The organism is Ureibacillus sp. FSL W7-1570 (assembly GCF_038593265.1).
Taxonomy (GTDB): domain Bacteria; phylum Bacillota; class Bacilli; order Bacillales_A; family Planococcaceae; genus Ureibacillus; species Ureibacillus suwonensis.
Window position 1 is genome coordinate 2,024,138 of the sequence record NZ_CP151979.1, and the last position, 19,253, is coordinate 2,043,390.

General features: G+C 41.9%; 14 protein-coding genes and 2 rRNA genes. 2 read left to right on the forward strand and 14 right to left on the reverse strand.

Annotated elements, in window-relative coordinates:
• Positions 1-234: 234 nt before the first annotated feature.
• Together groL and groES are read right to left on the reverse strand one after the other, a co-directional pair.
• Positions 235-1,857, reverse strand: coding sequence for a chaperonin GroEL (gene groL, locus NST13_RS10115; protein ID WP_342471083.1), 1,623 nt, complete (start codon positions 1,855-1,857; stop codon positions 235-237).
• A gap of 106 nt (positions 1,858-1,963) precedes the next feature.
• Positions 1,964-2,245, reverse strand: a complete 282-nt coding sequence (gene groES, locus NST13_RS10120; protein WP_342471082.1) for a co-chaperone GroES — start codon at positions 2,243-2,245, stop codon at positions 1,964-1,966.
• A gap of 243 nt (positions 2,246-2,488) precedes the next feature.
• Here groES and NST13_RS10125 point away from each other — a divergent pair, with 243 nt between their 5' ends.
• A complete protein-coding gene (locus tag NST13_RS10125; protein WP_096549776.1) occupies positions 2,489-3,220 on the forward strand; it encodes a type II CAAX endopeptidase family protein in 732 nt (243 codons plus the stop codon).
• A gap of 70 nt (positions 3,221-3,290) precedes the next feature.
• Here the strand turns inward: NST13_RS10125 and tatC are convergent, their stop codons facing one another.
• The 3 genes from tatC to NST13_RS10140 all read right to left on the reverse strand — a co-directional run bounded on the left by tatC (position 3,291) and on the right by NST13_RS10140 (position 5,161).
• Entirely contained in the window at positions 3,291-4,163 is an 873-nt protein-coding gene (tatC, locus tag NST13_RS10130) for a twin-arginine translocase subunit TatC (RefSeq protein WP_342471081.1), read from the reverse strand.
• Between the two features lie 19 nt (positions 4,164-4,182).
• Positions 4,183-4,437 (reverse strand): twin-arginine translocase TatA/TatE family subunit, encoded by a 255-nt coding sequence (locus tag NST13_RS10135; protein WP_096549778.1) that lies wholly within the window; start codon positions 4,435-4,437, stop codon positions 4,183-4,185.
• 91 nt (positions 4,438-4,528) lie between these two features.
• On the reverse strand, positions 4,529-5,161 hold the full coding sequence (locus tag NST13_RS10140) for a redox-sensing transcriptional repressor Rex (protein WP_342471227.1): 633 nt from the start codon (positions 5,159-5,161) through the stop codon (positions 4,529-4,531).
• Between the two features lie 136 nt (positions 5,162-5,297).
• On the opposite strand from NST13_RS10140, the gene NST13_RS10145 reads away from it, so the two are divergent.
• Positions 5,298-7,238, forward strand: coding sequence for an ABC-F family ATP-binding cassette domain-containing protein (locus NST13_RS10145; RefSeq protein WP_342471080.1), 1,941 nt, complete (start codon positions 5,298-5,300; stop codon positions 7,236-7,238).
• Between the two features lie 1,083 nt (positions 7,239-8,321).
• Here the strand turns inward: NST13_RS10145 and NST13_RS10150 are convergent.
• The 9 genes from NST13_RS10150 to NST13_RS10190 all read right to left on the reverse strand — a co-directional run bounded on the left by NST13_RS10150 (position 8,322) and on the right by NST13_RS10190 (position 19,084).
• Positions 8,322-9,374 carry an IS4 family transposase gene (locus tag NST13_RS10150; RefSeq protein WP_342581842.1) on the reverse strand — a complete coding sequence of 351 codons (1,053 nt, stop codon included), beginning with the start codon at positions 9,372-9,374 and terminating at the stop codon, positions 8,322-8,324.
• Positions 9,375-9,446: 72 nt separating this feature from the next.
• Entirely contained in the window at positions 9,447-10,196 is a 750-nt protein-coding gene (gene istB, locus NST13_RS10155; protein ID WP_342580497.1) for an IS21-like element helper ATPase IstB, read from the reverse strand.
• Positions 10,189-11,718 (reverse strand): IS21 family transposase, encoded by a 1,530-nt coding sequence (gene istA / locus NST13_RS10160; protein WP_342581839.1) that lies wholly within the window; start codon positions 11,716-11,718, stop codon positions 10,189-10,191. The genes istB and istA overlap by 8 nt, the downstream gene beginning before the upstream one ends.
• Positions 11,719-12,305: 587 nt before the next feature.
• Positions 12,306-13,364, reverse strand: a complete 1,059-nt coding sequence (tsaD, locus tag NST13_RS10165) for a tRNA (adenosine(37)-N6)-threonylcarbamoyltransferase complex transferase subunit TsaD (RefSeq protein WP_342580539.1) — start codon at positions 13,362-13,364, stop codon at positions 12,306-12,308.
• On the reverse strand, positions 13,365-13,808 hold the full coding sequence (rimI, locus tag NST13_RS10170; RefSeq protein ID WP_342580540.1) for a ribosomal protein S18-alanine N-acetyltransferase: 444 nt from the start codon (positions 13,806-13,808) through the stop codon (positions 13,365-13,367). It abuts the gene before it with no gap.
• A complete protein-coding gene (tsaB, locus tag NST13_RS10175) occupies positions 13,805-14,512 on the reverse strand; it encodes a tRNA (adenosine(37)-N6)-threonylcarbamoyltransferase complex dimerization subunit type 1 TsaB (RefSeq protein WP_342580541.1) in 708 nt (235 codons plus the stop codon). Before tsaB ends, rimI begins: the two co-directional genes overlap by 4 nt.
• Positions 14,509-14,958 (reverse strand): tRNA (adenosine(37)-N6)-threonylcarbamoyltransferase complex ATPase subunit type 1 TsaE, encoded by a 450-nt coding sequence (gene tsaE, locus NST13_RS10180; protein ID WP_342471226.1) that lies wholly within the window; start codon positions 14,956-14,958, stop codon positions 14,509-14,511. The genes tsaB and tsaE overlap by 4 nt, the downstream gene beginning before the upstream one ends.
• A 1,024-nt stretch (positions 14,959-15,982) precedes the next feature.
• A 5S ribosomal RNA gene (gene rrf, locus NST13_RS10185) occupies positions 15,983-16,098 on the reverse strand.
• Between the two features lie 59 nt (positions 16,099-16,157).
• Positions 16,158-19,084 (reverse strand): 23S ribosomal RNA (locus tag NST13_RS10190).
• Positions 19,085-19,253: the final 169 nt, after the last annotated feature.

Consider the following 19,253-nt stretch of genomic DNA (forward strand, 5'->3'; position numbering starts at 1 on the left):
GCGAATTCTTCTTTTAGGTTTTATAGATTTAAAACTGCTAGTTCAATTATTTTATCTTGAAAGCCATGTAGAACGAAAGAGAAAACAGGTATCTTTTTTCCGCGCGAACAGATTATTCTGATTGAGCATAAATTTCAATATAAAAGCATAAAAAAGGGTTCTCTCCATTGGGATGGAAAGAACCCTTTAACCATATCACCGTTTCCAAAAGATGGTGTTATTGAAGTCTTTCGATTACATCATGCCGCCCATATCTGGCATACCTGGATTTTGTGCTGGTGGTTCAGGAATGTCAGCCACCACCGCTTCAGTTGTTAAGAACAATGCAGCAACAGATGCAGCATTTTGTAATGCGGAACGAGTTACTTTTGCTGGGTCAACAATACCAGCTTCGATCATGTTCACCCATTCACCTGTAGCAGCATTGAAGCCGATTCCCACTTCTTCGCGTTTTAAGCGGTCTACGATGATTGAACCTTCTAAGCCGGCATTTTCTGCGATTTGACGAACTGGTTCTTCAAGGGCGCGAAGCACGATTTTCACACCAGTTGCTACATCGCCTTCTGTTTCATCCAATACTTTTTCTACTGCTTTGTAAACATTTACTAATGCAGTACCACCACCTGCAACGATACCTTCTTCCACCGCTGCACGTGTAGCGTTTAATGCGTCTTCAATGCGAAGTTTGCGTTCTTTCAATTCTGTTTCAGTAGCAGCACCCACTTTGATTACTGCCACACCGCCAGCTAATTTCGCTAAGCGTTCTTGTAATTTTTCTTTATCGAATTCTGAAGTTGTTTCTTCGATTTGCGCACGGATTTGATTTACGCGTGATTCGATCGCAGCTTGGTCTCCAGCGCCTTCAACGATTGTAGTGTTGTCTTTGTTTACAACCACTTTGCCAGCGCGTCCTAGATGAGAAAGGTCAGCTGTTTTCAAGTCTAAACCAAGGTCTGAAGTGATCACTTGTCCACCTGTCAAGATAGCGATATCTTCAAGCATCGCTTTGCGGCGATCACCGAATCCAGGAGCTTTTACAGCCACAACTTGGAATGTTCCGCGCAATTTGTTCAATACTAATGTTGCCAAAGCTTCACCTTCAACATCTTCAGCGATGATTAATAATGGTTTGCTTTGTTGAACAACTTGTTCCAATAATGGAAGGATGTCTTGGATGCTGGAGATTTTTTTATCTGTAATTAAGATGAAAGGATTTTCAAGAACTGCTTCCATTTTGTCTGTATCAGTTACCATGTAGTGGGATACGTAACCGCGGTCGAATTGCATACCTTCCACTACATCCAATTCAGTAGCGAAACCTTTTGATTCTTCGATTGTGATAACACCGTCAGTACCAACACGGTCCATCGCTTCAGAGATGAATTTACCCACTTCTTCATCAGCTGCAGAGATGGAAGCGACTTGAGCGATTTCTTCTTTGTTTTGAACTGGACGGGAAATATTTTTCAATTCTTCGATAGCAGCAGCAACCGCTCTGTCAATCCCTTTGCGGATTCCAACAGGGTTTGCACCGCTTGTTACGTTTTTCAAACCTTCACGGATCATCGCTTGTGCCAAAACAGTTGCAGTTGTTGTACCGTCCCCTGCCACTTCGTTTGTTTTGGAAGCAACTTCAGCAACCAATTTTGCCCCCATGTTTTCATATGGGTTTTCAAGTTCGATTTCTTTTGCGATTGTTACACCGTCATTTGTGATTAAAGGTGAACCGAATTTCTTTTCAAGAACAACGTTGCGACCTTTTGGACCCAATGTCACTTTCACCGCGTTCGCTAATTTATCAACACCTTTTAACATTAACGCGCGAGCTTCTTCTGCAAACTTAATGTCTTTTGCCATTTTGTCTTACCTCCGTATTTTTTCTTTCGGTAATCAAAATTGGGATAAAAATGCCTGCCATTTCATAAAAATTAGTAGGCGCAATTTTGATTGTTCGGTCTATTTATTATAAAACAGCTAAGATGTCGCTTTCTCTTAAAATTAAATATTCTTTGCCTTCGTATTTCACTTCTGTTCCCGCATATTTGGAGAAGATGATAACGTCTCCTTCTTTTACTTCAGGTTCAACGCGAGTTCCATTGTCCAATACACGGCCAGGACCTACTGCCACCACTTTACCTTCTTGTGGTTTTTCTTTCGCGGAATCTGGAAGTACAAGTCCGGAAGCAGTTTTTTCTTCTACCTCAACTAATTCGATAATCACGCGATCTCCTAATGGTCTTAGCAAGTGAAACAACCTCCTAAATCATATTTTAACTACCATTATTAGCACTCCACCCAACCGAGTGCTAACACAATTATATAATAATGAATCGTTCCTATTTTTGCAAGTGAGAAGTATAAAAAATTTCTTTTCTTTCTAACTTCCTCTACAATAGAATATGGTTAGTAAAAAGAAGCAATCACACTTGTCAGTTTATGCCTCCAATTACATTTTAAACATTTTTTCGGGAAAGAGGGAATCATACGATTGGCCAGTTCAAAAAATTTGCAAACTCAAAAAACAGCATTTTATGTATTAATCACTTACATCGCTTTTCAACTTTCTTCCTTTTTACTTTGGATACCTCCCCTAAAAAACTTCTTTTTAAGTTTCATTGATTTGGAAGGAAGTTCAGCGAATATTGCCTTGGCCGGATGGTGGTCTTCCATCACGGCGGGGATTGCATTCATCATCTCCATTCTTCTTATTTCAAGGAATAAAAACTTTTGGAATTGCTTAAAGGGAGAAAAAAAGCCGTTGCCCGTGGCCATTGTTTGGGGAATTGTCGGGTTTTTCATGATTTATCTTGGCCAAGTGATCGGCGTACAAATTGAATCATCATTAGGCATCAATCCCGGCTCCGAAAACACGGAAGCCATTATCAAAGTGACAAAAATCGCACCGGTGATGATTTTTGCTTCCGTATTTTTTGGGCCTGTCCTGGAAGAACTTGTGTTTCGCCGGGTAATTTTCGGTTCCATCATGCAAGCACAAAACAACTTTTGGGTGGCCGCATTTGTCAGTGCCATCTTCTTTGCCATCATCCATTTGGATTTCAGTCACATTATCCTTTATACAATTACCGGCTTTATCCTATCTTACTTGTATTATAAGACAAAGCGTTTAATTACTCCGATTATTGCCCATATGCTGTTGAATGGTTTCGTTACTTACTTGCAATTGAACATTGATAAAATCCAACAATTTTTCAATCATTGATTTTTGCAGGAATTTAAAGATGAAAAAAAAAAGCCTATTTTCAATGAATTCACATCATTGAAAATAGGCTTTAATTTTGTTCTTTCATTTGTTCGATTTGGCGGCGTTGTTCCGCCAGTGCCGCTTCCACCTGTTGTTTCTGTTCCGCTTCCTTTTCTTCCTTCAACCGCTGTTCTTCCGATTTTTCAAATTTCCTGTATCCGATTTTTGCAATCACAATGCTGAATTCATATAGAATGAACAACGGAATCGACAGGATGATATACGAAACCAAATCAGGCGGCGCAATCAGTACGGCAATCACAAAGAGCACGAAATAAGAATACTTTCTGAATTTGACCATCCACTTCGGATTCAATACACCGAGCCGTGATAAAAACAGGGTGATGACCGGGAGTTGAAACAAAAGCCCAAAAGGAATCACCAATTTGAAGAGAAAGGAAAAGTATTCGTTTATCCCAATCACTTGTTGAATTCCTAACCGCTCGGACAAATTCATCATGAAATTCATGACATTCGGAAAAAGGATAAAATAACCGAACAATACGCCCGCCAAAAACAGGATGAAAGCGTAAGGGATATATTTTAATGTCGCCTTCCGTTCCGCTTCATACAATCCCGGTGCAACAAACGCCCAAAGTTGATATAAAATCACCGGCGATGTCAAAATCAATGCAACAAAAAATGTCACTTCCAAATAAACGGTGAGCGGATCGGTCACTTTAAAAGCATTTAACGTGAGTTCATTTGATTGATCCAACTGTTCATTATTCTGCTTAAAGTGTTCGATAAATGGCTCTGCATCATACTGAATGTATTTGATAATCGGCTCCGCCAAGTAGAATCCAGCAAATAATGCAATAACGAAAAAAACCGCACATATGATTAAGCGCTTTCTTAATTCCTCTATATGTTCTATAACCGGAAGTTCTTTTGGATCCATTTGCTAGACATCCTCAAAATTACTTATTCTGTTCTCTTTCTTTCGTTTCAACCGTTTCAATGGATTTTTGCTGCTGATCTATTTCAATAATATTCTTTTTTTCTGTACTTTCGTTATCATCTAATAACCCTTGCGTACCTTTTTTGAACTCGCGCAATGTCGTTCCCATTGCTCGTCCAAATTCAGGCAATTTTTTCGGTCCAAAAATGATTAAAGCCACAATCCCTATAACGACAAGAGCTGCTGGTGAAATTGCACTTAAGTGCACAACCATTGATGCCACCTCCTCTAAATATGTAATTATTTTACCCCAATTCGACACATTTTGCATTACATATCAAATGAATGTTTGTGAAAACTTTTCATCAATCACTATTGCGAATTAAATAGATTAAAGCCTCCAATTCCACAGCCAAATCGATATTCATCACTTTCATCGTATCCGGAACGTTCAGCCGGACCGGTGTAAAATTCAATATCCCTTTTGCATTGATGGCTGCCAGGCGATCCGCAATGGCTTGGGCTGAACGCGAAGAAACCGTCAAGATGGCAAGCTCCGCATTATATTTTTGATACATTTCCTCTAATCGATCCGGATGATAAACCGGGATCCCATTGACTTCATGCCCCTCCATCGGCGCCTTCGTATCAAAAGCAACGACGATTCTTGTATTATGATTTTTCTGGAAGTTATATTTTAATAGAGCATTTCCTAAATTTCCCACACCAATAAGGGCAACGTTTGCCCCCTCATCCTGGTCGAGAATTTGCCGGAAAAATTCCAGCAAGTATGCAACATCATATCCGTATCCTTTTTTTCCTAAAGCTCCGAAATAAGAAAAATCTCTTCGAATTGTTGCGGAATCAATTTTCATTGCCTCGCTTAATTCTTGAGATGAAACTCTCTGTTTTCCGGCATTTGCGAAATTTTGCAAGAAGCGATAATAAAGAGGAAGTCTTTTTGTTGTCGCTTGTGGAATTTTTATATCTTTTTTCACCACGATAATCCCCCTGTTTACTTTCAAATCGAAATTGATTTTATATTACTAAACATAGCTCAATAAGTAAAGCATGCGCATTGCTTGAAATCCCCTCTTCTATTACACTATAGAAGAGTGAATTGAGGTGTAAAAATTGATCATACTTCAAGTGAATCAACTGTCGAAATCTTTCCTATCTGATGAAATATTAAGGGATGTCAAACTGGAAATTCAACATCGGGACCGCGTTGCTTTGGTTGGACGTAACGGGGCCGGGAAATCCACCCTGTTAAAAATCATCGCCGGTCAAATGTCATACGATTCCGGGGAAATCATCATTCCTAAAGATATAACAATCGGTTATTTGGAGCAACATACAGGCCTCGAATCGAAGCGGACCATTTGGGAAGAAATGATGACGGTCTTTGAACCGTTGAAAAAGCAGGAAATGCGGTTGCGTGAATTGGAGCAGCAAATGGCGGATCCATCCGTCTATGAAAATCCGACGAATTACTCCCGAATCATGGCGGAATATGACCAACTGCAGCATGCCTTCAAAGATGCGGGCGGTTACCAATATGAAGCGGATACCCGTTCCGTCCTCCATGGAATGAAATTTTATCCTGACATGTATGACCAACCCGTTTCTTCCTTATCCGGTGGTCAACGCACCCGTCTTGCCCTTGCAAAACTGCTGCTCAGCAAACCGGATTTATTAATTTTGGACGAGCCTACCAACCATTTGGATATTGAAACATTAAGCTGGCTTGAAAATTATTTAAAATCCTATTCCGGTGCCATTTTAATGGTTTCCCACGACCGCTATTTTTTGGATCAGATCGTCAATATCGTGTATGAAGTATCAAGAGGCCGCGTCACAAAATATGTTGGAAATTACAGCGATTATTTGGATCAAAAAGCGAAGCAATATGAACGCGACTTAAAAATGTATGAACATCAGCAGGATGAGAAAGCCAAGCTGGAAGAGTTCATTCAAAAGAACATCGCCCGCGCATCTACCTCCAAACTGGCGAAAAGCCGGAGAAAAATGCTGGAACGCATGCAATGGATGGATGCCCCGGCAGGCGATGAAAGATCCGCAAAATTCGGTTTCGACATTGAACGGCAAAGCGGAAACGATGTGTTATCCGTTGATGACCTGGCCATCGGTTATGATGAACATCATATCGTTTCAAGAAACATCAATTTGCGTATCTTCCGGCAGGATCGGGTGGCCATCGTCGGTCCAAATGGTGTCGGCAAGTCCACCTTTTTAAAAACCATTGTGAAAGATTTGCCGGCACTTTCCGGAAACATCCGATACGGAACGAATGTCAAAATCGGCTATTATGATCAAGATCAGGCAAAACTTCACAGTAATAAAACGGTGCTGAATGAACTGTGGGATGAATGGCCGTTACTGCCCGAGAAGGAAATCCGCACCGTATTGGGGCAATTTTTATTCAGCGGCGATGATGTGTTAAAACCTGTCAACGCACTGTCCGGTGGAGAAAAAGCCCGGCTTGCCCTTGCAAAGCTGATGATGCAAAAAGCGAACTTCCTTGTCTTGGACGAACCGACAAACCATCTCGATTTAGACAGCAAGGAAGTGCTTGAAAATGCATTGATGGATTATCCGGGAACCATTCTCTTCGTTTCCCATGACCGCTATTTCATCAATAAGATCGCCACTAAAGTCGTCGAACTATCTTCAACGGGAACGTTCGAATATTTAGGGGATTACGACTACTATGTTGAGAAAAAACAAGAATTGATGGAATTGGCAGAAATGAATGCGGCAAAACAGGCAGAAAAACAAGAAACCAAAACGGACCATTCATCAATGGCAAATGCGAAAGAAATCAGAAAAAGGGAAAGACAAATACAAAGAAAATTGGAAGAAATCGAAAAAGACATGTCCCAAATTGAAAATAAAATCAATGACATCGAACTTGAGCTCTGCAAACCTGAAATTTTCAGCGATTACGAAAAAGCATTGGAGCTGCAAAACGAGTTGGACTCATTAAAACAAACCCACAGTGAGCTGGAACTCGAATGGCTTGAACTGCATGAAGAATTGGAAAATCTGAAATAATGTCGAGGCTGGGACATAACTAATAAAGTGAACGAGCTGCAAAAAGATTTTTTTGTAATAAATTGATTGGAGTGACGGGGCGAGTGCTCCTGTCGCGCACGCTTAGTCGCAAAGCAAAAGCTTTCCTGCGGGAACAGCCCGAGTCTCGAGACCCCGCAGGAGCGAAGGATTGAGCTCCGAGGAGGCTCGAGCCGGGCCCGCGGAAAGCGTCCCCGGAACGGAAATCAATTTTCTTCAATTATCAAAAAAACACCATTTTCTCCCGGGAGAAAATGGTGTTTTTTATCTTTTGTCCCAGCCTCTTTATTGTTCCAGGAATGCAACACCCTTTGGTCCTTATTGTTTTGTATACATATATCTTGGTCAATAGACATTTTTCGATAAATTTTTCCCACAATTTTATTCACAATGAAAATACAGCTATACCAACATATCAACAACCTTTTCCACACTATCCACATTGGGATTTTTATTTATTCACATTTGATTCTGAAAAAATACACACAATATATTGATTTCCCACAAAATTATCACAGGTTATGCACAAGTTATCCACAAATTGTGTATAAGTACGGATGTTCGTCTTGACAAATCCGGAAAGATATTAACATACTTGTGGATAAGTTTTCAGAAAAATAACAAATGTGCATAACTTTAATTCATTCTAAAATAAAAAAGAGGCTGGGACATAACGAATAAAGTGAACGAGCTGCAAAAAGAATTTTTGTAAAAAATTGATTGGAGTGACGGGGCGAGTGCTCCTGTCGCGCACGCTTAGTCGCAAAGCAAAAGCTTTCCTGCGGGAACAGCCCGAGTCTCGAGACCCCGCAGGAGCGAAGGATTGAGCTCCGAGGAGGCTCGAGCCCAATGTCAGAAACTTATACAACCAATAATTTACAGTTAGTAGGCAACCATCTGGTTGTCTACTTTTAAAAATACTATTCAACCTACAAAGTGTTGATAATTTTCTAAAATCGGCTAAAAAAGGCAATAGGATGCCCGGGGCTTAAATTTTTATTTTTTTAAGCCCCTAATTTATTTACATTTAATAAACAAATAGGTTATATTTATCCTACGTATTGTTTATAGACACCTTTTTTGGTTTAGGGGATACTTTGTTGAGGACAGACCATTCCTTCGTGGGTAACTTCTCCCAAACCGAATAGGTGTCTTATTTCTTATAATCACTTTCATGATTTTTGTAAACATTCTCTCTCTTTTGATTGGACAATCTTCTAATAATAAGTGAACCATCCTATCTTTTAATTTTCCTATTAAGATATTTGTGTTTACTTGATAATCATGTTTTCGTCTTTTTTTCTTACTCTCCTCATTAATTGTTTCATTGGCATCATTTCTCAATAAACTGACCATATTCGATAAATATATTGATGCATAGAAATCTTGTTCAATTGCGATTTTCGAACTACCCGTGAAATTTTCTATTTCGATTTTATTTTTCACATCATTATATTCTGTTTCAATTCCCCAGCGTTTAAAATAAAGAGATTTAAACTCAGAGATATCAAACTCTTCCTCGGTTAAATTTGTGACAAGTATTTCTTCCGTGCCAGAATCCAGTGGGAATCTAACTACACGAGCAGTAATCACTTGTTTCCTATGTATTATATGAATGTTTTGATCAGCATCTTTCGCTTCGACAATTTCCTTTATCGTATTTTTTTGACATCGCATCACATATTTGATACCAAGGGCATCTAAATAGGCAATAAAATCTCTCGATGGATACCCTCGATCAAATAAAAAAAGATCATTTTTTAATCCAATTTGTACGAGTTCTTCAATCATATCCTTTGCACTATCTCGCTCAGCTACCTTATATGGATTGATTCTAGAAGTAATAATGATTCCATTCTCAAGATCGTAAATACAAGAGGCACTAGCTCTTGCATAACTTGTCTTATGATTTTTTCCATACCCAAAATAATTTCGAAGCTCCTCAGTATCAGGAATTTGGAGCACACTTCCATCGATTGCGCAAAGTCTAAATCCACGATAAGTTTTAAAGGAATTTTCTTCATAATACCAATTCACAATCGCTTTTGTAAGTTTTACAAAAGCGAGAGGAGAAATCTTTTTTCGTGCGGCTGAATAGCCTTGTTTGGAAATACTAATTTCTGATAAATTAAATTGTAAACGTCAACCCCAAATGAACAATTTTTGCTCATTTCGGATGAACACTTTTTGCTAAGAAAAAATTGTTTCTTGATGTTTTAATCGGTAACTTTCGTTGTTCATATGAATCACTTCAACTCGATGTAACAGACGGTCAAGTATTGCAGTCATCATCCCTGGATTATCTACGAGTTCTATCCATTGTTCTGGGCTTCGATTGGATGTTAAAATTAACGAACTTCGTTCATATAATTGATGAATAAGCTGGAAGAACAATGTGCCTTCTCGTTGATCCATTGCCATATACATGACATCATCAATTATCACAAGATCTGATGCACGCAGTCTCTTTAACTGAGTTTTTGACTTATTGACATATTCTTCTGTTTTTAATAGCTGAATTAATTCCCCCATGGTCACAAAATACACTTGAAAGCCTTTTTGAATCGCTTCAATTCCAAGGCCAACGGATAATAAAGTTTTTCCCGCTCCAGGTGGTCCAAGTAATATTAAGTTGTATGCTTGTTCTAACCATTGAAATTCACGTAATTGCCTTAATTGCCGCTCTGTAATGGCTGTTTGCTCATCTATATTAAACATACTTAAAGGTTTATAGAACGGGAAACGAGCCCAATTCATTCGTCTTTCAATACTTTTCTCCTCACGTCTTTTTAGTTCATACGTAGTTATCTGTTCTAAGAACTCTAAATATGTCCAAGATGATTGCTCTGCTTTCCGAAGGAGCTCTGGGAGCTCCTCCGCTGTTTCGGATAATCTCAATTGTTTAAAGGCTTGTTGAATTTCTGGAACACTTTTATTCATTTGTTTTTCCTCCCATTCTTTGAATGTATGTATTGAAATCCCTTGTTTCTACAGCTATCGAAGAAACAAGTTTAGTAGAATTGACCTGTATTTCAAGAATGGGATTAGATTCTTGTAGCTTTAAGTAATTTACGACATCTTGAAAAGCATTTGCACTATACAGTTTTTCACGGATACATTTCTCTAACGCCATTGGAATCCAATGAGGATCATTTTCGGCAACCCTTTGTAAAATGAGTAATTGATCACGGCGATAGCGCTTATATCTCTGGCAGATTTCATCAATATATTGTCTCGATGCTTCTCCAGTAGGAAATAAATGAAGCACTCTTTGTTTAAGCATATCAAGCGATTCTGTATGATCTCGTGCATGATTCGTATTTTTAATTAGCTTTCCTTTTTCTAAACTTATCGTGTGCTTGGCAAGTATTTCGCCAGTTGTAGGTTCTATGATGATTAATTTTTCATTATTGATTTGCAGATTCACTGTAGGGCATTTCGTATATGTGCCGATAGGTACTGAATAGCGATTCGATTTGTAACGAATCGTGTTGTCCTTATTCACATTCCTTGTTATAATTTCAATAGGGTTGCTTTCTGTTAAAGAAAGCGGTGAGGAGATCTTTCGTAAGTGTTTCTTTTCCAGTTGATACACTTCGTAAGGTCTCTTTTTTATTGTTTGATGCACTTTATAGTTCCCAGTACGTTCTAGCCAATTCCAGGCTTTTTCATTCCAATCTCCGATTGTTGAGAAGATACGATGTGCTGCGAAATTATACTTGATATATTTCACAACGTTCTCAATTTTTCCTTTCGATTGGGGATCTGCTTTTCGACATAGGTAAATCTGAAATTTACGTTCGTTCACATATGCCTGAAATTTCTTTGTTAAGATAAGATCTCCAGCATTTTCGCTTACCGCAATAAGATTGTCTTGATCATAAACAATTTCTTCAGTCATTCCCCCAAAATATCTAAAGGCATTTTCGTGACAACGAATGGTGTCTTTCGTTGTAAAGGGGCGGTCTTGCCATTCCATATACTTTTGTCGAGAGTGAGATAATACAAAGGCAATAAAATAAAGTTTGATGTCCTTATTATCTATTGTTTTCTGAATGGTTTGTCCCCAGTCTACTTGCATTTGTTTTCCTGGTGGTAATTCATCAACAGCTTCATGTTCTCGGGGTCCATCCGTTTTTTCAATTTGATAAATTTCTCTCATCTCTTTGACATACCGACGAACTGTACTTTCTCCAACTTGTAAGTCAGGAAACTTTTCTTGAAGCCAGTCCAAAATTTGTGCTCCACTCATGCTTGGATTTTCTTGTAACCATGTCACAATCCAATCCCGATAGGGATCTAACTTTTTCTTTCGCTCAATCGTGCCAAACTCCTCCACCGCTTCTTCAAATGTCATATTTAAATACTTATAAACTGTATTACGTGAGATTTTCAATTTCCTTGCGATTTGTGAAATTCGCAATCTTTTAGTACGTAATTGATGGATTTCAATATATAACACAAGCTTCTCCTCCACTAGTACAACCTCCAATAAACTTAATAAACTAGTTTATTAGAAGTGTATTTGATAGTGAAAAAGTGTTCAATCCAAATGAGCGAAATCTGTTGATTTTATTTTATCGTTTACATAAATTTGTCGAAAAAGTCGTCAAGTTCAATTTGGAGGCTCTTTTTAACAAAGTTTAAGCTAAATAGAATAGTATTTTTAAAATTTAACTTCTTTTCTTTTCGTGTAAAATACGTTTCTTTTGTCCGAGATTCAAGCATAAACATCACATCATTCAGCAACTTTCGAGTAATCTCAATTGCCCCTAAAAAAGTACTTTTTGTTTTCAAAAAAACCACCATCCTCGTTTTATTAACCAAAAATTGGATTCTAAAACGATTTTGGTGGACTTTTTAAAATTACAAGAGGCTTATTACCTAATTTTATAAAAGTTAAATTAAATATTATTTTCCATTAAATGTAACGTTAAGTTGATGACATTGGGCTCGAGCCGGGCCCGCGGAAAGCGTCCCCGGAACGGAAATCAATTTTCTTCAATTATCAAAAAAACACCATTTTCTCCCGGGAGAAAATGGTGTTTTTTATCTTTTGTCCCAGCCTCCTTGATTCGGTTGGCGAAGATTGTCGTCTTGAATCCAACTTTTTAATTCTTTTCCGGGCAAACCGTTCATTGACAGGTCTCCCCTTACGCCGGCTTCATACATGTATGCTGCACAGGCGCCAATCATCGCCGCATTATCAGTGCATAAAGAGAGTGGCGGAGCCGTAAATGGTATCCCTTCTTGATCGAGCGCTTTTTGCAAACTTTCTCTTAGTCCGCGGTTCGCCGAAACACCACCGGCCACAATCACTTGTTTGACACCCAGCTCTTTTGCCGCTTTCACCGTTTTGGTTGTCAACACTTCGACCACACTATCTTGGAAGCCTTTTGCAATCTCTTCCGGAATGATTTCTTGTCCCCTCTGCTCCAAATTATGCTTATAATTGATGACTGCCGATTTTAAACCACTGAAACTGAAATCATACGTATCCTCCAACCATGCCCGTGGAAAATCGACGCCCTTTTCCGCTTCGTGAGCCATCCGGTCGATATGCGGTCCTCCCGGATAAGGCAAGTTCAACACCCGTGCCACCTTGTCATAGGCTTCACCTGCCGCATCATCACGGGTTTCTCCGATGACTTCAAAAGAACCGTGCCCTTTCATATAGACGAGCTCCGTATGCCCCCCAGACACTACAAGCGCCAGCAGAGGAAATTGCAACGGTTCCACCAGCGCACTTGCATATATATGCCCGGCAATATGATGCACACCAATGATCGGCAAACCGTGGGCAAAGGCAAAAGCTTTCGCGGCATTGATTCCTATGAGCAATGCGCCGACAAGACCCGGTCCCTCTGTCACCGCAACGGCATCCAAATCAGACGGAACCACATTCGCCTTTTCCAAAGCTTCTTCAATTACAATCGTGATTTGTTCAACATGGTGACGGGACGCAATCTCCGGTACGACCCCACCGAATCTTTTTTGACTTTCGATTTGTGAAGCGACTACGCTTGAGAGGATTTCATTCCCGTTGCGTATGACGCTTGCAGCCGTTTCATCACAGCTTGTTTCAATTGCTAAAATCAAGTTTTCCATTTATAATTTCACCCACATTACTAAAGCATCTTCATGGTTATCTGTATAGTATCCTTTTCGAATTCCGCCATCCTGGAATCCAAGTTTCCGATATAAATTTTGGGCAACTTCATTGGATACCCGTACTTCCAAACTCATCATTTCCGCATTATGTTCTTTCGCCACCCGCATCGCTTCTCTCATCAGCCCTTCACCAATACCTTGACCTCTTGCTTTTTCGGTCACTGCCACATTGGTGATTTGGGCCGAATCAATGACAATCCACATGCCGCAATAGCCGACAATCGTTCCCGCATCATCTTCTGCGACAATATAATAAGCATAAGGATTGACTCGCATTTCATAATGGAAGGAATCCAACGACCAGGGAATCGGAAACGATTCGACTTCGATTGCATGCACGGCCTCCACATCTTGCGGAGTCATTTTCCGATATCGAATCATCGTGACTGCCCCTTCTTTTGTTCCTTTATCCAATTTGCCTCTGCTTCGGCTAAACGGTGATATTGGGGAACAAAGGAATGGATCGCTTCTAATGGCGGTATCGGTTCTTTTTCAGCAAGTTCAATTAATTTTGATGCTCTCGGCAAATGGAGAGAAGGGGGTGCGAATTCAGCCAGTTCCCCTAACACGGCTTGGATGTCTTCCTTAAATTTTGTTGCATCCAAGCCAACAAACATAATCGGTCCATCATCTCTTTTTAACTGCTGCAACAGTTCCTCCAACGAACCGTGATGTTCCGGGATGATCGTGTTCAAATCCATACCGCAGTATGCTGCTGCATATACATTTTTTCTTCTTGCATCAAACAGCGCACAAATAGTGCCATTATACAATTCTGCATTGCTTGCAAGCACTTTTAAACTGGATACGCCAACTAAAGGTTTCTTTAAAGTCCATGCCAATGTTTTAGCAATGGTAACCCCTATCCGCAATCCGGTATACGAACCCGGTCCTTCCGAAACGGCGATGGCATCGACATCAGCCGGTTGTAAATTGGCTTTCCGAAAAACTTCTTCAATCGCTGGCATACAAGTGACAGAATGTGTCATATTCGAATTTTGCACAATTTCCGCCAACACTTGTCCATCCTTTGCAATGGCGACGGAAAGTGGTTTATTTGAAGTTTCTATCCCTAACCAAATCATTGAAATAACTCCTCACATAACCGTTCATACCGATTTCCAATCGGTCTAAATATAAACTTTCTTTTATTTTCATCCAATCGTTGAATTTCAATTTCCAATCGTTCTTCCGGCAAATGATCTTCTATTAAATGCGCCCATTCCACAACTGTAACCGCATCACCATAGAATATTTCTTCCCAGCCCAAATCTTCATCGCTGTTTTCCAACCGATAGACATCCAGGTGATTAAGCGGCAATCTTCCTTCATATTGTTTCATGATTGTAAATGTCGGACTGTTTACCGTTCTTGAAATGCCAAGCCCTTTTGCCAATGCTTGAACAAATGTGGTTTTTCCAGCCCCTAAATCTCCTTCGAAAGTAATATTATCTCCAGGCTCAAGTAAATTGGCCAGACGAATGGCTAATTGATTTGTTTCTTCTAATGAATGGACTTCCTTTTCATACATTTCCATCACATATCCTCTCACTTCACATCAACAATAGTTTATCTAAAAGGACTTCGATTCATCAACGAAAAGCAAAATAAAAACATCTCTCTATATAGTAACTCATTCATTTCCTTTCTAGAAATAAATTGTTTTCAATTTATAGAGAGATGTATTTCCATATCCGGTTTATAGAAAAAATTTGAAGAGAAAATGAATCATGCTCGCCACAATAATGAAAATTATTACAATGGCGTTTCTTTTTAACCGTCGCATATTTTCACCTCAAAAAGGGTTGTTATTATATATTTATTCTTTTCACCCTTTTCTGACATTAGATGGGGGGAGAGGGGAGGATTTTGAATATCTTACAGACTTTCAGTCCTCTGAACACTAATATTGCTATAACTTAAATTCTGCTTCTTCAAAAAATGAAAATGAATAAGACTTCCTGTCTTTGATAATGGTTACAAAGCATAAATATTTAAATGTTCAATTTTTTAATGCGACGTCCTACTCTCGCAGGGACCCCCCAACTACCATCGGCGCGAACTCCGAAGCACGTTGACCTTCCACTTTCGTCAAGTTTAGTGGTTGGTGTTTTATGGGACTGGAACACTCGTCTTTCTTTGTTTTCTTGTATCCTCTAAATATTAATATTAAATTAAATCGAATATTGTCTCCTTTTCTAGAAATGAACAGACTTTCTGTCTTATTTGTGTGGAATTTCAATGAAAAAACATTGACGACGTCCTACTCTCGCAGAGGGCCCCCAACTACCATCGGCGCGAACTCCGAAGCACGTTGACCGGCGAATCTCTGCGTCAGTTTCGGCGGTCCGGTGCTCACGTACCCGACGCTTGCGCTCCGGTTCCTCACTTCCTTGATCTTCTTGGTCCCCGTGCTTCTCGTCTGCTTCTAATCGGTTTGCCGCTTCACTTTTTGGTTCCTGCTTCTGTATCGCGCCGAGCTGACCTCCGGTCTTTGGTAGTTGGGGGCTTATTTTGGGCAATAAAAAAACACCACTTTCGTGGTGTTTCTGCTTGCGAAGCGACGTCCTACTCTCGCAGGGGGAAGCCCCCAACTACCATCGGCGCTAAAGAGCTTAACTTCCGTGTTCGGTATGGGAACGGGTGTGACCTCTTTGCCATCGTCACTTCACCATATTTAGTTGAGAGGTTGTTCTCTCAAAACTGGATAACGGCATTGAAAGCTTTCTTTTGGTTAAGTCCTCGATCGATTAGTATCCGTCAGCTCCACACGTCACCGTGCTTCCACCTCGGACCTATCTACCTCATCGTCTTTGAGGGATCTTACTTGCTTATGCAATGGGAAATCTCATCTTGAGGGGGGCTTCATGCTTAGATGCTTTCAGCACTTATCCCGTCCACACATAGCTACCCAGCTGTGCCTTTGGCAAGACAACTGGTACACCAGCGGTGTGTCCATCCCGGTCCTCTCGTACTAAGGACAGCTCCTCTCAAATTTCCTGCGCCCACGACGGATAGGGACCGAACTGTCTCACGACGTTCTGAACCCAGCTCGCGTACCGCTTTAATGGGCGAACAGCCCAACCCTTGGGACCGACTACAGCCCCAGGATGCGATGAGCCGACATCGAGGTGCCAAACCTCCCCGTCGATGTGGACTCTTGGGGGAGATAAGCCTGTTATCCCCGGGGTAGCTTTTATCCGTTGAGCGATGGCCCTTCCATGCGGAACCACCGGATCACTAAGCCCGTCTTTCGACCCTGCTCGACTTGTAGGTCTCGCAGTCAAGCTCCCTTATGCCTTTACACTCTGCGAATGATTTCCAACCATTCTGAGGGAACCTTTGGGCGCCTCCGTTACCTTTTGGGAGGCGACCGCCCCAGTCAAACTGTCCACCTGACACTGTCTCCCAAGCCGATCAGGCTTGCGGGTTAGAATTTCAGTACAACCAGGGTAGTATCCCAAGGGCGCCTCCAGGGAAGCTGGCGCTCCCCCTTCTACGGCTCCTACCTATCCTGTACAAGTTGCACCGAAATTCAATATCAGGTTACAGTAAAGCTCCACGGGGTCTTTCCGTCCTGTCGCGGGTAACCTGCATCTTCACAGGTACTATAATTTCACCGAGTCTCTCGTTGAGACAGTGCCCAGATCGTTACGCCTTTCGTGCGGGTCGGAACTTACCCGACAAGGAATTTCGCTACCTTAGGACCGTTATAGTTACGGCCGCCGTTTACTGGGGCTTCAATTCGGAGCTTCGCTTGCGCTAACTCCTCCTCTTAACCTTCCAGCACCGGGCAGGCGTCAGCCCCTATACGTCACCTTGCGGTTTTGCAGAGACCTGTGTTTTTGATAAACAGTCGCCTGGGCCTATTCACTGCGGCTCATCGGGGCTTGCACCCCAATGAGCACCCCTTCTCCCGAAGTTACGGGGTCATTTTGCCGAGTTCCTTAACGAGAGTTCTCTCGCTCACCTTAGGATTCTCTCCTCGACTACCTGTGTCGGTTTGCGGTACGGGCACCTCCCGCCTCGCTAGAGGCTTTTCTTGGCAGTGTGAAATCAGGAACTTCGCCTCCAAAGAGGCTCCCCATCACCGCTTGGCGTTACGGGAAGCGGATTTGCCTACTTCCCCGCCTTGCGGCTTGGACACGCGCGACCAACGGCGTGCTTTCCCTATCCTCCTGCGTCCCCCCATTGCTCAAACGGCGGGGAGGTGGTACAGGAATATCAACCTGTTGTCCATCGCCTACGCCTTTCGGCCTCGGCTTAGGTCCCGACTAACCCTGAGCGGACGAGCCTTCCTCAGGAAACCTTAGTCATTCGGTGGATGGGATTCTCACCCATCTTTCGCTACTCATACCGGCATTCTCACTTCTAAGCGCTCCACCAGTCCTTCCGGTCTGACTTCTGCGCACTTAGAACGCTCTCCTACCACTCGTGCGAAGCACGAATCCACAGCTTCGGTGAACCGTTTAGCCCCGATACATTTTCGGCGCAGCGTCACTCGACCAGTGAGCTATTACGCACTCTTTAAATGATGGCTGCTTCTAAGCCAACATCCTGGTTGTCTAAGCAACGCCACATCCTTTTCCACTTAACGGTTACTTTGGGACCTTAGCTGGTGGTCTGGGCTGTTTCCCTCTTGACCACGGATCTTATCACTCGTAGTCTGACTCCCGCGTCTAAATAGCTGGCATTCGGAGTTTGTCTGAATTCGGTAACCCGAGGTGGGCCCCTAGTCCAAACAGTGCTCTACCTCCAGTATTCGTTACGCGAGGCTAGCCCTAAAGCTATTTCGGAGAGAACCAGCTATCTCCAAGTTCGATTGGAATTTCTCCGCTACCCACACCTCATCCCCGCACTTTTCAACGTGCGTGGGTTCGGGCCTCCAGTGAGTGTTACCTCACCTTCACCCTGGACATGGGTAGATCACCTGGTTTCGGGTCTACGACCACGTACTCTTTCGCCCTATTCAGACTCGCTTTCGCTGCGGCTCCGTCTCCTCGACTTAACCTTGCACGTAATCGTAACTCGCCGGTTCATTCTACAAAAGGCACGCCATCACCCGTTAACGGGCTCTGACTACTTGTAGGCACACGGTTTCAGGTTCTCTTTCACTCCCCTCCCGGGGTGCTTTTCACCTTTCCCTCACGGTACTGGTTCACTATCGGTCACTAGGGAGTATTTAGCCTTGGGAGATGGTCCTCCCGGATTCCGACGGAATTTCACGTGTTCCGCCGTACTCAGGATCCACTCTGGAGAGGATGGATTTTCGACTACAGGGCTGTTACCTTCTACGGCCGTCCTTTCCAGAACGGTTCGTCTAACCCATCCTTTTGTAACTCCGTATAGAGTGTCCTACAACCCCAAGAGGCAAGCCTCTTGGTTTGGGCTGTTCCCGTTTCGCTCGCCGCTACTCAGGGAATCGATGTTTCTTTCTTCTCCTCCAGGTACTTAGATGTTTCAGTTCCCTGGGTGTGCCCTCTTAACGCTATGAATTCACGTTAAGATACTGCTCCATTACGAGCAGTGGGTTGCCCCATTCGGAAATCTCCGGATCAAAGCTTACTTACAGCTCCCCGAAGCATATCGGTGTTAGTCCCGTCCTTCATCGGCTCCTAGTGCCAAGGCATCCACCGTGCGCCCTTACTAACTTAACCTTACGGCTTACGATTTGCTTGCGCCTCGTAACCCTTGATGGTTTGCTTTTCTATCAGAAAAGCGTAAGAACTTTACAGTAAATTTCTTGCTTTCAATGTCGTTTATCCAGTTTTCAAAGAACAAAACTCTTGATTGAAGGCATGAACCTTCAAAACTGAACCCAAAACG